We start from the raw sequence: 13938 nt of genomic DNA on the forward strand, positions 1-13938 counted from the left end.
CTGACGATAAACACTCCCTTCGCCGTTGTCGTCAGACTTGATCACCGGGCTTTCGAACCCGTTCACGTGCGAACCCCGAACGGCTTCCTCAGGGGCGCGCGGGAGTCCTCTGACCGTGCCGTCCGTCACGGGGTGTAGTCACAGGGGGCTGTGTGCGCGGGTGTCGGACGTGCGCCGTGTGCCCGAGGCCAAGCCATACGCCCGCCCGCATGCCCGCCTGCGTTGCATGCATTCAACGCAGGGAACTCCGGACGCGGCCGCCGCGAACACCGAGGTTTGTCCCGAACACCGAGGTCCGCCTCGAATGTGCCAGGAACTGGCGCCGCTGGCACCAGAACACCCCGCACCCGGCTCACACCCCCATCACACCCCCAACTGCAGTTCGTCAGCCGCCTCCTCCACCATCGCGAGGCCCAGCCGACTGACCCGCACCGAGAACGCCTGACCTGCGACTCTCAGTCCCGTCATCCCGACCTCCCCGAGCGGCGCGCCCCGCATCGGGGACAACGTGACGGTGCGCGCCGGTACATCGGGCCGGATTCCCACAAGCGTGACCAGCAACTGAACGCCGGCCGCAGCGGCGACAGCGGCCGGTCTGCACGCCGCCGGGTGGGGCAACGGAACACCGCCCTCGGTCCGCTGCTCCCCCGCGTACATCTCGGGCAGCCGGTGGTCGAACGCCTCGGCCGCGGAGAACACTCCGCTCAGCAGCAGCGTCACCTCCTTCTCGTAGCCCGCGCGGGCGAGACCGGTGACGGCGACAGCGGTCTCGTACACCCGGACGGCACCCGCGCGATGCCCGAACGGGTTGTAACGCGCCTCCTTCGCGCCCAGCGTCCGCAACCCCCACCCCGAGTCCAGGCCGGGCCCTCCGAACAGGCGTGCCAGTTGCTCGGTCTGCACCTTGTCCAAGAGGCCGGGGGCTACGGTTCCTCCGCCGAGCAGTCCGGTGTCGAGGAGGTGGGCCGCGCTGCTGCCGAGGCTCGGGATCGGGCGCCCGTCGGAGGTGAGCGCGGCGGCCGGTCTGCCGCCGCTACGGTCCTCGACCCAGAAGTCCGCCCGTAAGCGCTGCCGCAGAGCTTCCGCCCATTGCCGCAGCTCGGTGCCGCCAGGTCTCCCGTACGCGTCGAGGAGGTCGGCTCCGAGCAGGGCCGCGCGATGGGCGTGGGCCTGGGTCTCGCAGCGGAGCGGCGCGCCCGGCCCGGGGTCGGGCAGATATGTGCGCTCGGCGGTCGTCTCGCGCAGCCATCTGAGGCAACGCTCGGCTGCGGGGAGCAGTTCCAGTGCCTCTTGTTCGACCAGGCCCCACCGGCGGGCCTCCGCCAGCAACACCGGGAACAGCAAGGTGGCTTCGATACCGGTGCAACTGGGCGGCAGATGCGCCCCGGCCTGCCGCAGCGGCCCGGGCAGTCGGCCGAAGTCCCTCCCCCGCTGCTCGTGCTGGGTGCGGGCGAGGGCGCGCAGCGTGCCGACGGCTGCCTTCGTCCCGAGCGGCAGCGCCATCCGCGCGGCGGCCAGCGCCTCAGCGGGGGCCGGGCCACAGCGCCATGGGGCGCCTGCCGCGAGGATGAGGTCCGATGGCCGTGCCGGGTCGCGCACCAGGAGCGCCTGAAGGTCATCGACACAGGTGCGCAACAACGCCCCTACGCGCGGATCGTCGCCGTGCGCCTGCGCCGAGGCGAACGTCCGGCCGGCGGCCCCGGCGGCCCCGGCGGATCTGGCGGATTTGGCCCCTCCCCCACCCGGGGAGTCGGCGCGGACATGCAGTTCCACCGTGCGCGTGCCGCCCGGGGGCAGGTCGAGTTCCCAGCGCAACAGGCCGGCGGAGGCGAGCGCGTCGGTCGGTGGTGGTGTCGCGATGACGACGGCCTGCGCTGTCGCCGTGGACCACCGCATTCCTGCCCCGTGGACGGTCGCGGGCAGTTCCCGGCCGGGCAGGCCCGCCGCCACGGCTCCCAGTTCGGCCAGGTCGGTGCCGAGGGAGACCTCCAGGGGCAGACGCAGTGGTCTCGGTGCCGCACTGTGCAGGGTGATCCGCTCGACGCCGTCCGCGTGACGGGCCCGCTCGACGGTGATGTCAGGGTCGGGCCCGCTGTCCGGCGAGGCTCTGACCGTCCCCACGAAGCGGGCGCGATCGGCGGCCACCATGTGCGCCAGCACGGGGACGGGCTCGCGCCCCGCGACTTTGATCTGGCAGCGCGACAGCAGACGCCGACCAGCCAGGTAGAAGCCGTCGAGCCCCTGCGCCGCGAGCTGGCCCCGCTCGTCGGAGACCACCAGGCCCGGCAGGGCTAGGCACATCAACGACCGGTGCACTGCCGGGAGTCCGGTACCGCGTCGAGGGGCCGGCGCCGACGCCCCGGCCGCCGTGGAAGGCCGGCCGGATCCTCGGTCACGGACGCGAGCGGTGCCTGGCCCGGATCCTGCCGCCGTTCCTGCCCCGATTCCGGCCCCGACGCCTCCCCTGGTCCCGACGCCTGCCCTGATTCCGACGCCTGCCCTGATTCCGACGCCTGTCCCGCTCCCTGTGCCGGCCCCGGCGGCGCCTGTGCCGGTTCCGGTCTCCCACAGTGACTCCAGTTCCCCCATGGAGCCCCTCCTTTCGCGCACGGTCGCGCGAGGCGCCGGCTTCACGCCGGGATGTGCTGCGCTGCTCGACGGCGAGGCCCGGCCGTCGCTCCCGCCTACCAGATGAACGGGACCGCGCCGCCTCAAGTAACGCCACAGGGCATCGAAGTACCGTCGCCACGGCCCGCGTACAGGCGCCAGGACGACGAGGGCAGCGGTGCTCATCCGTCGCCCCGGGTCCGCTGGCGTCCCACGCGGCGCCGGCCCGCGGGGTGCCGCGGCGCCCGTGATCCGGCCCGCGCGGGGTGCGTGCCCGCACCAGGACGTCGCCGCTCGCCTCGGCGTCGTAGCGCGGCTTCCAGACTTCGAGCAGCACGCGAGGACCCGGCGTCGACCGCCTCTGCCGGATCAGTGTCGTCGGCGGTCGCGGCCGGATCGGCGGCTTTCTCCGGCTCACCCGTTTCGGTAGCGCCGGCGGCACGCGAGCGGCCGGCGAGTTCGCCGCCCGCCGGAGCCTCGGCCACTTCCGCGTCGACGCCCTGCGCCTCTTCGACCCGGTCCGTCCGGAGCCCGCGCAAGGACCGCCGCACCAGTTCCGGATCGAGGCCGTCGGCCCGCGCCGCGTTGAGCAGGCGGGCGAAGATGTAGTGGGGGTCGGCCAGCAGGGCCATCTCGAAGGCCTCGTCCGCTTCCACCGGGTCGTCGAGGGACCAGGCGACCCACCCTGCAAGGGTCAGCGGGGCTGCGGCGTACTCACCGAAAGGGCCGACGCAGCGGCGGGCGAGTGATCGCCACAGGCGCAGCGCCGACGCGCCTTCGTCGCCTTCCATCCATTCCGCCGCCCGGTCGCGGGTCTCCCGGTCCTGGAGACCGAGAATGAGCGTCGCGGCCTCGTCATGGGCGAGCAGTTCGTCGTCCTGGAGGTCGGCGCCGAGCCGGTCCTCGGTCTCGGGAGCGCCGGCGAAGCGGCGCATGATCACGCGGGCCAGGTCCAGCGTCTCGGCCGCGACGACCTCACGGGCGGTCTCGCCGAAGATCCTGGGGAGGATGTCCGCCGCGGCGGCATTCAACGCACGGGTCTGCTCTGTGACGAGCCCGGTCTCCAAGGGGGCCAGCCGCCCCCTGATCTCCCGGACGGACTCCCGTACCCGGATGCCCGCGAAGGCCGCTGTCGCCGCCATCACCGAGGTGCCCTTACGGGCCACGACGTTCCCTTCCGGCGGGCAGCATTCGGTACGCGGGCAGCAGTAGGACCAGTAGCGGCCGTCGGAGATGCAGAGCGCCTCCGTCACCGGCACGTCCAGCGCCCCGCACTCGGTACGGAGCTTCTGGGCCAGCGGCCGCAACCTCTCCATCAGCCACTTTCCGGCGAAGGGCCCCGCGTCCACCCCGTCCTGGCAAAGAAAGGCGATCACGCTGTCGGGGCGACCGTCCCGGCGCTCGCACTCCCCGATCAGGCAGCCGGCCACCTGGCGGGCGAGCGAGGGCCAGTCCTCCGGCCTGGCGGGGATGCCGACACGTACGCGTCCGCCGAATCGGCCCTGTTTCAACGCGACGAGGACGACGCTGTCCTGCGGTCGGAAGCCAAGCAAGTACGGGAGCGCCTCGGCGAGTTCACCGGCGCTGCGCAGAGTGATCTTTGCCTCGCCGGTCACGCCGACGGGCTCGCTGTGATTCGTCATGCGATGACCATGCACCGGATCGACCTGTCCCCGTTCACCCTGTGGATAACCCTCACCAGGGACACGACAGGAGTTATCCACAGACTGGCGGTCTCGTTCGCGCGATGTCAGTGGCATCAGGTTGCATGGGGGCATGAGCAACGAAGACCTGCGGACGGCAGCCGACGCCGTACTCGCCCGCCTCGTCGGGGACCCGAGCGGTACGGCCCGTCTGCGTGAGGATCAGTGGCGCGCGATCGAGGCCCTGGTCGCCGATCACAGACGCGCCCTCGTCGTGCAGCGCACGGGCTGGGGCAAGTCCGCGGTGTACTTCGTCGCCACGGCCCTGCTGCGGGAGCGCGGCAGCGGACCGACCGTGATCGTCTCCCCGCTGCTCGCGCTGATGCGTAACCAGGTGGAGGCGGCGGAGCGGGCGGGCATCCGCGCCCGCACGATCAACTCGTCCAATGCGGAGGAGTGGGACACCGTCCGCGCCGAGGTCGCGGGGGGAGAGGTCGACGTCCTGCTGGTCAGTCCGGAGCGCCTGAACAACCCTGATTTCCGGGACAACGTGCTGCCGCAGCTGGCCGCCGCGACGGGGCTGCTCGTGGTGGACGAGGCGCACTGCATCTCGGACTGGGGCCACGACTTCCGGCCCGACTACCGCCGCCTGCGCACGATGCTCGCCGACCTCCCCTCGGGCGTCCCGGTCCTCGCCACGACGGCCACGGCGAACGCACGCGTGACGGCGGACGTCGCCGAGCAGCTCGGCACGGGCGGCGGCAGCGACGCCCTGGTGCTGCGCGGCCCCCTCGACCGGGAGAGCCTGAGCCTCGGAGTGCTGCCGCTTCCGGACGCGGCGCACCGGTTGGCATGGCTCGCGGATCACCTGAACGAGTTGCCGGGCTCGGGCATCATCTACACCCTTACGGTCGCCGCGGCCGAGGAAGTCACCGCGTATCTGCGTCAGTGCGGGCACACGGTGCTCTCGTACACGGGCAAGACGGAGAACGCGGACCGCCAGCAGGCGGAGGACGATCTTCTCGCCAACCGGGTGAAGGCGCTCGTGGCCACGTCCGCGCTCGGCATGGGCTTCGACAAGCCCGACCTGGGCTTCGTCGTGCACCTGGGCTCGCCGTCGTCCCCCATCGCGTACTACCAGCAGGTGGGGCGTGCGGGGCGCGGGGTCGAGCACGCGGAGGTCCTGCTGCTGCCCGGCAAGGAGGACGAGGCGATCTGGCGGTACTTCGCCTCGCTGGCCTTCCCGCCCGAGGAGCAGGTACGCCGCACTCTGGACGTCCTCGCCGCCGCCGAACGCCCGCTCTCCCTGCCCGCGCTGGAACCGCTCGTGGAACTGCGGCGTTCGCGCCTGGAGACCATGCTGAAGGTCCTGGACGTGGACGGCGCGGTCCACCGCGTGAAGGGCGGCTGGATCGCCACGGGCCGGCCATGGGTCTACGACACCGAGCGGTACGCGTGGGTCGCCAAGCAGCGGGAGGCCGAACAGCAGGCGATGCGCGAGTACGCGACGACCTCGGGTTGCCGGATGGAGTTCCTGCGCCGTCAGTTGGACGACGAGGAAGCGGCCCCGTGCGGACGCTGCGACAACTGCGCGGGGCCGCGTTTCGAGGCGTCGGTGTCGCGGGCGGCGCTCGACTCGGCGCGCGGCGAGCTGGGCCGACCGGGCGTCGAGGTGGAGCCCCGCAAGATGTGGCCCACGGGGCTCGCGGCGGTCGGCATCGACCTCAAGGGCCGTATCCCGGCGGGCGAGCAGGCGGGGCCGGGCCGGGCGCTGGGGCGCCTGTCGGACATCGGGTGGGGCAACCGGCTGCGCCCGATGCTCGCTCCGCAGGCACCGGACGGGCCGGTGCCCGAGGATGTGGCGCGGGCCGTCGTCGAGGTGCTCGCCGACTGGGCGAAGGGCCCCGGGGGTTGGGCCTCCGGCGGCGCCGACGCCCTGCCGCGGCCGGTGGGAGTGGTCACGATGGCCTCGCACACGCGCCCGGAGCTGATCCGTTCGCTCGGAGCCGGCATCGCTCAGGTCGGGCGCATGCCCGTGCTGGGCGAGGTCGCGTACGCGCCGGGCGGCGACACGGCGCACATGCCGCGAAGCAACAGCGCGCAGCGTCTGCGCGCCCTGGACGGCACGCTCACCCTCTCCGCCGAGCTTCGAGAAGCCCTCACGCGCGCGGGTGGCCCGGTGCTCCTCGTCGATGACTACACGGAGACCGGCTGGACGCTGGCGATGGCCGCGCGCCTGCTGCGCCGGGCAGGTGCCCAGGGGGTGTTGCCGCTGGTCCTGGCGGTACAGGGCTGATCGACGCGTCAGGCCCCGGCCTGTGGGCAGGGATATAGGAGACGCATCGCCAGATACCGGTCCGGCGCCTCAATTGCTCGTTGCCGTGCGCGGGCGCGACGGGAAGAATTGGAAGCGCTCCCCGCGCGGCTCCGGTGGTCCAGTAGGGCTGTGCCGCGGTGCGCTCCCCCAGTCAGACCCTCGCCCTCCGTGAGGGCGTGTAGCCGAAGGGAGGACCGTGACCTTCGGATTCGCTCCGTCCTCTGCCGCGTCGCTGCCGCCGTCGAGACGGGCCGAGAGGTCCGCCGACTCCGTCGACCGTCCGACCAGGCTGCTCGAACCCGCCGAGTGGGCGGCGGCCGGCATCCCGCTCCTGCGTAACCCGCGGGAGGTCGTCAGCGGCCTGCACAGCCGCCACCGGCCCCCGGCCAGGACAGCCGTGGTGGCTGTCCTCGACGCGGAGGAGCGGCTGCGGGCCAGCGCCTCGTTCGCCCGGCGAGACACTCCGGCGGACGGCTGGACGTTCCGTAACGCGCTGCTGTCGCAGTTGCGCCGGGTCGTGCCGCACGATCTGCGTCGGCGTACACCGGTGCGGACGGCGGTCCTGCTCTACTGCCGCGAGGGCGACGCCCGTTGGACGGAAGAGGACGGAGCCTGGATGTGGGGCCTGCGGGACGCCTGCACCCTGCACGGGCTGCGCTGTGGGGCGTACATCACGATGACGCGTGACGGGTGGCAGGTCCTCGGCGAGGGGCGGGGCGGCCGACGCCCGAGCGTGGGTTCGGTCGCACGGGAGCTGGGGAGCGACGAGGAGCCGGCGCCACGGACCGGAGGCGCCGCGACGGAGATGCTCCGCCGCGCGGCGGCCCGTTGAGCGGGAGGTACCGGGGACCGCACCGGCCTGCCGGACTCCCCGAGCCCCGCCTGCGGGCGGGGCGGGCAGCCGGCAAGCGGTGCGTCAGACTCCGGCGCCCAGCAGCGAGTTGATGCGCTGCGGGTCGCCGCACACGATCAGCAGGGTGGAGGCCCGGCCGAGCGCGAGCGGCAGGGCGGTGACGGCCCTCTCGTCGACGCCGCCGTTCACCGCGACGACGACCACCGGCCGGGCGGCGGCCCGGCTGAGGGCGGAGGCGTCGGCGTAGAAGACGTCGTCCTTCGCGTCGTGCTGCGCCCAGTAGGCGTCCTCGCCGAACGACAGCTCGTGCGCGGCCCACGGGTGCGGGTCGCCTGTGGTGATCACGAGGACGTCGCCGGGCGCGCGGCCCGCGTCGAGGAGCAGGTCGACGGCTTCCTCGGCCGCGTCCAGGGCACCCTCGGCCGAAGCCGGGATGAGCTGGATCTGCGGCTGCGAGGCCGACGGGGCGGCCGGGGTGCCGGGCCCTGGCTTGGAGGCGGCGGCCGGCTCGCGCGGGGTGCGCTGCGCGGGCGGCGTGGGCCTTGCGGGACCCGGCCGGGCGGGTCGTGACGGCGCCGCGGAACGCGGGCCGGGTACGGGGCGAGGGGTCGGCGCGGTACGGCTGCTGGCCGGGGTGGCGCGGGGACCCTGGGCACTCTCGTGAATCTGAGGCTCCTCGGGAATGAGAGGCATGAGCTGATATCTATCAAACGCGGGTGCGACTCGCGTCGGCGGGTGGCACGTCAGTGCGAAGCGCAGTGATCAGAAGTCGAAGCCGAGCTGGCCCTCGATCTCCGGAACGCTGACCTCCGCCCAACTACGGGCTTTCTTGAGGTGCCGCCACTGGGGCAGCGCATCAAGATACGCCCACGTGAGCCGGTGGTACGGGGTGGGCCCCCGCTCCTCCAGCGCGGCGCGATGCACCGGCGACGGGTATCCGGCGTTGGCCGCAAACCCGAAGTCTGCATGGTCGATGCCCAGTTCGGCCATCATTTTGTCGCGGCGGACCTTGGCGATCACCGAGGCCGCGGCCACGGCGATGCAGGACCGGTCCCCCTTGATCACGGTGCGGACCTGCCAGGGAGCACCCAGGTAGTCGTGCTTCCCGTCGAGGATCACCGCGTCCGGCCGTACGGGCAGGCCCTCCAAGGCGCGGACGGCGGCGAGCCGGAGCGCGGCCGTCATCCCGAGTTCGTCGATCTCCTCGTGCGAGGCGTGCCCGAGCGCGTGCGCCGTCACCCAGCTCTCCAGTTCCACGGCGAGCGTCTCGCGGCGCTTGGGGCTGATGAGCTTGGAGTCGGTCAGCCCCTCAGGGGGGCGGCGCAGTCCGGTGACGGCGGCGCAGACGGTGACCGGGCCGGCCCAGGCACCGCGGCCGACCTCGTCGACACCGGCGACGATCTTGGCACCGGTGGTGGCGCGCAGTGAGCGCTCGACGGTGTGGGTGGGTGCTTCGTACGGCATGGCGGCATACAGCGTACGCCGCCAAAGGCCCGCCGCGACACCCGCCCGGGTCAAACCGTCGGCCGCCTCAGCAGAGGCAGCATCACCTGATCGATCATCTCGACCAGATCCGGCTCCTCCCATTCGCTTCCGCACACCTTGGAGCGGTACATCATCATGGCCGGGATGACGTCGCACACGTAGTCGCAGGCGGCATCCGGCCGGACCTCACCCCGCTCGATCCCGCGACGTAGGACTTCCTTGATCCTGCGGACGCTCGGCGCGACGACACCGTCGACGATCACGCCGTGGAACCGTTCCGCGGTGACCGCATCGCATTCGTGAAGGACGGACCGCAGCGCGAAGCCGGGCCGGGAGTACATCGCTTCCCGCGCCTGACGGCACAGCTCCAGCAGATCCTCGCGGAGGCTGCCCAGATCGGGGACCGAGTCGAAGGACGGCAGGCCCGCCTGGAGCGCGTCGACGACGAGGTCCTCCTTCGAGGGCCAGCGGCGGTACACCGCCGCCTTTCCCGTCTGCGCTCCGGCGGCGACACCCTCCATCGTCAGACCGTTCCAGCCGACCGTACTGAGCTGGTCGAGCGCGGCGTCGAGGATGGCCCGTTCCAGCACGGGGCCGCGCCTGCGCATGGAGGTGGCAGCCTCGCCGGATGCGCCCGTCAAGCGCGAAGTAATCATCGGCCGCCGCCGGGTCTTCATGGCCGGCATCCTGCTCTTCACCTTCGCCTCGCTGCTCGGCGGACTCGCCCAGGAGCCCTGGCAGTTGCTCGCCGCGCGTGCCCTCCAGGGAGTCGGCGGGGCGATCGCGTCGCCCACCTCCCTGGCCCTGATCACCACGACGTTCCCTGAGGGTCCCGAGCGCAACCGCGCGTTCGGTGTGTTCGCGGCGGTCTCCGCGGGTGGCGGCGCGGTCGGGCTGCTCGCGGGCGGCATGCTCACCGAGTGGCTGGACTGGCGCTGGGTCCTCTTCGTGAACGTACCCATCGGCCTGCTCATCGCGGCTCTGACGCCTCGCTTCATCAGCGAGTCGCAGCGTCACCCGGGCAGCTTCGACATAGCCGGCGCGCTCACGTCCACGCTGGGCATGGCGGCGCTCGTGTACGGGTTCATCCGCGCGTCCGAGGCGGGGTGGCGGGACAGTCTGACCCTGGGGTCGTTCGGCGCTTCCGTGGTGCTTCTGCTGCTGTTCGTGGCGGTCGAGAGCCGGGCCAAGGAGCCCATCACACCGTTGCGGATGTTCGCCGACCGCAACCGTTCCGGCACGTACGTGATCATGCTGAGCCTCGCGGCCGCGATGTTCGGCATGTTCTTCTTCATCGTCCTCTTCGTACAGAACGTGCTGGGCTACTCGCCGATCAAGGCGGGCCTAGCCTTCCTTCCGGTGACAGCCGCCATCGCGGTCGGCGCGGGCCTGTCGCAGCGGTTCCTTCCGGTACTCGGGCCGAAGCCGTTCATGGCGGGCGGGTCGCTGCTGGCGGTGCTCGGACTGGTCTGGCAGACGTTCATCAGTCCCGACAGCCCGTACGTGGGCGGGGTGCTCGGCCCGATGCTGGTCTTCGGCTTCGGGATGGGCCTGAACTTCGTCGCCGTGACCGTGACCGCCGTCTCCGGTGTCGCCCCGCACGAGGCGGGTGCCGCGTCGGGCCTGCTCAATACGACCCAGCAGGTCGGAGGCTCGCTCGGGCTGTCGATTCTCACCACGGTCTTCGGCACGGCGAGCCGGGACGAGGGCAGACGTCAACTGGGCGACTTCCTTGCGCACGGGACGCCGGAGCAGAAGGCGGTGTTCGCCCGGACCCACCAACTGCCGGCGCGCTGGAGCCATGAGGTCCTGGCGCAGGGGATATCCACGGCCTTCCTTCCTGCGGCGGCCATGGCGATCCTCGCCCTGCTGGTCGCGGCCACCGTGATCAAGGTCCGCAAGAGCGACTTGGACGCCCTCGCGGGCACGGCCAGGCCTGCCGCCGGCTGATTCCTGGCCGGGGTCTGCCGCCGGCCCCGCGCAGGTACCGGACGCCCCGGGCGCGGGAAGACCGTCAGGCGGGGAGGGTCGGGGCCCAGGCGGGAAGGGCCTCGGTCCGTTCCACCCAGGTGGCGCCGGGGGCGCCGCCCTTCCCCGCGGCGAGGACGCCACCCACGATCGCGCACGTGGTGTCCATGTCGCCGCCCACCTGGGCGGTGCTCCAGAAGGCGCCTGCATAGTCCCCGAGGCCGCGCGCGGCCGACCAGAGCGCGAAGGGGACGGTGTCATGGGCGGTGGTCCGCCTGCCGCAGCCGAGGACGGCGGCGACCGTCCCGGGGTCGTCGTAGTCCAGCATGTCCTTGGCTCGGCGCAGCCCCGCGCCGACCGCGCTGCGCGGCACGAGCGCGATCACGCCGTCCAGCAGATCCTGCGGCGCCGGCGGGCCCTCAGGACCGGACGCGAGCGCGGCGGCCGCCGCCACGGCCATGGCGCCGACGACGGCCTCTCGGTGCTGATGGGTGGGGTAGGCGGAGATCTCGGCCTGGCGGGTGGCCTGCTCGGGATCGTCGGCGTAGTACGCGCCGAGCGGGGCGATCCGCATCGCCGCGCCGTTCCCCCACGACCCTTGCCCGTTGAAGAGGCAGGCCGCGAGCACGCGCCAGTCGCCGCCCTCGCGGATCTGCCGCAGCATCCGGTTCACCGCGGGCCCGTAGCCCCGGTCGAAGTCGTGGTGCTCGGCGAAGGACTGCGCGAGGGCGTCCTGGTCGATACGCCCGTGCTCCGCGAGGACGGCCACGACGGAACAGGCCATCTCGGTGTCGTCGGTCCACTGCCAGTCGCCCTCGGGCAGCTCACGGCGCTTGAGCAGCGGATAGTTCACCGGGACGAAGAACTGTGAGCCGAGGGCGTCTCCCACGGACAGCCCGCGCAGGCTGGCCAGGGCGCGGCTCAGGCGGGCAGTGGGAGAGGAGTCAGGGGTCATCGCTCGGCCACTCTAACCGGTGATTCCGTAAGGCTCAGGTTCACGCCAGCGCTCGAATTCTCGATCCAAGGTGTACTTGCCGTCCTCCCCGAGAACGAGCATGCGGCTCTCGCCGTTCCCGGGGTTCGACAGGGACTCGAAGTCCGCGACCGACCAGTGGAACCAGCGCATGCAGAACAGGCGCATGGTGAGCCCGTGGGTCACCAGCAGCACGTTCGGCGGGTGGTCGGGCGCTTCGAAGCTGCGGAACAGGCTCTCCAGGAAGGCGCCCACCCGGTCGTAGACATCGGCGCCGGACTCGCCTTGGGCGAAGCGGTAGAAGAAGTGCCCGTAGGCGTCGCGGTACGCCTTCTGCAGCCGCACGTCGTCGCGGTCCTGCCAGTTCCCCCAGTCCTGCTCCCGCAGGCGCGGCTCCTCCCGCACCCGGACCCGGTCGGGGTCGAGCCGGAACGCGCGGAACGTCTCGTGTGTACGCCGATAGGGGGACACATAGACGCTCACGCGCTCGTTGCCGAACAGGTCTCTCAGATACGTGCCGGTTTCCTCGGCCTGCCGCCAGCCCTGGTCGGTGAGTGCCAGGGCGTGGTCGGGTTCACGCTCGTACACGGTGTCGTCGGCGTTGCCCTCTGATTCGCCGTGCCGGACAAGAACGATGCGCCTCGGTCGTGCCATGACGAGACCCTAGATCGATCTGGCCGATTTCGAGCACCCGTACGCGCTCGATCCGGAGTCAGATCACACTGAAGGCCCGCCGCCCGGCAGCCGCCACGACGCTCCAGATACGCGCGCGTAGCGGCTCGTTCACATGGGCTCGTTCACACGGTCCAGGCCGGTTCGAGTTCCACGATGTCGCCGGTGATGGCGGCGACATCAGCCTCGGTCTGGGCGCGGAGCGAGAGCCGCTCCACGCGCTCCGCCTGATACTTGCCGCGCTCGGCCGCCGCGCGCCACATCGAAAGCACGAGGAACTCGTCGCCGGGGGCCTCGCCGAACAGTCCGCGGACCATTCCGGGTGAGCCGGCCATCGCCGGGTTCCAGACTTTCTGCTGCATCAAAGTGAAGTGTTCCGCGCGCTCGGCGTTGATCCGGCAGTGAGCGACCCGGACGACGTCGGCGTCGGTGAACTTCGGCTCGAAACCCGTCTTCACGTCGAAGAGGTGGTCGAACAGTTTCACCTCTGCCCCCGTGTAGGTGCCCGTCTGGGCAGCCGCGAGCCGGTCGTGAGAACGCGCCATGAAGGAGTCGTAGAACGTACGGCTCTCCCAGAAGCCGAAGACATGCGCCACTCCGGGCCGTTTCCTGCTCCAGCCCCCGCCCTGCCCCCGGAACCCCGGCTCCCCCAGGAGCCCTGCCCATTTCCGCTGTCCCCGCTCGAACCCCGGACGGTCCACCACAGTGCAGCGAATCCACTTGACCAGCACCGCGCCATCGTACGGCGCGGTGCGTCACGCCGGGTCACTCTCCGCTGTGAACGGTCTCGACAGCCCGTTGTCAGTGGGAGGACGTAGCGTGTTCGTAGCAGACAGACCCGGGGCGTGGAGCCCAACGCCGTACCGAGGAGGGGGAGTTCGGTGAGCAGTCTTCGCAAGGGCATCGAGAAGGTCGAGGTCGGGCTGAAATGGGACCCGAGCCCGCTCGGTTCGCCTCCGCACGATCTGGACCTCGTAGCCGCGACGTACACCGACGACGATCCGCACGGCCGACCCGCCTACCTCGTCCACTTCGACAGCCGGTCCCCCGACGGGACCATCACGCTGAACCGGGACAGCAGGACCGGGCAGGGGTTCGGCTACGACGAGCTCATGACGCTCGAACTGGACCGCCTCGCGTCACGCTACGCGCGCGTGGTGGTCGGCGCCGCCATCCAGCAGGACGCTCAACACCCGGACCGGACCACGGTGTTCGCCGATGTGGCCAATGCAGGGGTGCGGGTGCGCGAAGGCTACACAGAGCTGTCGCTGCACGATTTCTCGGCGGTGGGAACCAGTACGGCGGCCACAGTCGCGGAGTTCGTGCGAGACGCGGACGGCGAGTGGACGTTCCGCGACCTGGTGCGCGGGTTCGACGGGGACATGGATGCGTTCTCGGCGGCGATGGGTGCCCTGTGACC

The 13938-nt window shown here is 71.7% G+C and carries 11 protein-coding genes and 1 pseudogene; 4 read left to right on the forward strand and 8 right to left on the reverse strand.

All coding sequences use genetic code 11. From position 1 onward, the window contains the following. Positions 1-363: 363 nt before the first annotated feature. Positions 364-2301 carry a glycogen debranching N-terminal domain-containing protein gene (locus ACZ7LY_RS01935; protein WP_471622505.1) on the reverse strand — a complete coding sequence of 646 codons (1938 nt, stop codon included), beginning with the start codon at positions 2299-2301 and terminating at the stop codon, positions 364-366. A gap of 488 nt (positions 2302-2789) precedes the next feature. Next, entirely contained in the window at positions 2790-4250 is a 1461-nt protein-coding gene (locus ACZ7LY_RS01940) for a DUF4192 domain-containing protein (RefSeq protein ID WP_471622506.1), read from the reverse strand. A gap of 133 nt (positions 4251-4383) precedes the next feature. On the opposite strand from ACZ7LY_RS01940, the gene ACZ7LY_RS01945 reads away from it, so the two are divergent. Both ACZ7LY_RS01945 and ACZ7LY_RS01950 read left to right on the forward strand, forming a co-directional pair. Continuing rightward, on the forward strand, positions 4384-6546 hold the full coding sequence (locus ACZ7LY_RS01945) for a RecQ family ATP-dependent DNA helicase (protein WP_471622507.1): 2163 nt from the start codon (positions 4384-4386) through the stop codon (positions 6544-6546). 217 nt (positions 6547-6763) lie between these two features. Beyond that, positions 6764-7399 carry a hypothetical protein gene (locus ACZ7LY_RS01950; RefSeq protein ID WP_471622508.1) on the forward strand — a complete coding sequence of 212 codons (636 nt, stop codon included), beginning with the start codon at positions 6764-6766 and terminating at the stop codon, positions 7397-7399. A gap of 84 nt (positions 7400-7483) precedes the next feature. Here ACZ7LY_RS01950 and ACZ7LY_RS01955 read toward each other — a convergent pair whose 3' ends face one another. From ACZ7LY_RS01955 to ACZ7LY_RS01965, 3 genes are all read right to left on the reverse strand, one after another. After that, positions 7484-8113, reverse strand: a complete 630-nt coding sequence (locus ACZ7LY_RS01955; protein ID WP_471622509.1) for a hypothetical protein — start codon at positions 8111-8113, stop codon at positions 7484-7486. Positions 8114-8182: 69 nt separating this feature from the next. Further along, positions 8183-8884 (reverse strand): ribonuclease HII, encoded by a 702-nt coding sequence (locus tag ACZ7LY_RS01960; RefSeq protein ID WP_471622510.1) that lies wholly within the window; start codon positions 8882-8884, stop codon positions 8183-8185. Positions 8885-8934: 50 nt separating this feature from the next. Continuing rightward, positions 8935-9561, reverse strand: coding sequence for a TetR/AcrR family transcriptional regulator (locus tag ACZ7LY_RS01965; RefSeq protein WP_471622626.1), 627 nt, complete (start codon positions 9559-9561; stop codon positions 8935-8937). On the opposite strand from ACZ7LY_RS01965, the pseudogene ACZ7LY_RS01970 reads away from it, so the two are divergent. Continuing rightward, positions 9557-10855 (forward strand): annotated as a pseudogene (locus ACZ7LY_RS01970) (MFS transporter); the annotation flags it as partial. The gene ACZ7LY_RS01965 and the pseudogene ACZ7LY_RS01970 overlap by 5 nt on opposite strands. Positions 10856-10919: 64 nt before the next feature. Here the strand turns inward: ACZ7LY_RS01970 and ACZ7LY_RS01975 are convergent. The 3 genes from ACZ7LY_RS01975 to ACZ7LY_RS01985 all read right to left on the reverse strand — a co-directional run bounded on the left by ACZ7LY_RS01975 (position 10920) and on the right by ACZ7LY_RS01985 (position 13249). Beyond that, positions 10920-11828, reverse strand: a complete 909-nt coding sequence (locus ACZ7LY_RS01975) for an ADP-ribosylglycohydrolase family protein (RefSeq protein ID WP_471622511.1) — start codon at positions 11826-11828, stop codon at positions 10920-10922. Between the two features lie 12 nt (positions 11829-11840). After that, a complete protein-coding gene (locus ACZ7LY_RS01980; RefSeq protein ID WP_471622512.1) occupies positions 11841-12500 on the reverse strand; it encodes a histidine phosphatase family protein in 660 nt (219 codons plus the stop codon). 143 nt (positions 12501-12643) lie between these two features. Beyond that, positions 12644-13249, reverse strand: a complete 606-nt coding sequence (locus ACZ7LY_RS01985; protein ID WP_471622513.1) for a YdbC family protein — start codon at positions 13247-13249, stop codon at positions 12644-12646. Positions 13250-13399: 150 nt separating this feature from the next. Between ACZ7LY_RS01985 and ACZ7LY_RS01990 the strand changes: the two genes are divergently transcribed. Beyond that, complete coding sequence (locus ACZ7LY_RS01990) at positions 13400-13936, forward strand: TerD family protein (protein WP_471622514.1); 537 nt, start codon at positions 13400-13402, stop codon at positions 13934-13936. Positions 13937-13938 lie beyond the last annotated feature (2 nt).

Source organism: Streptomyces sp. NPDC107550 (genome assembly GCF_055639095.1).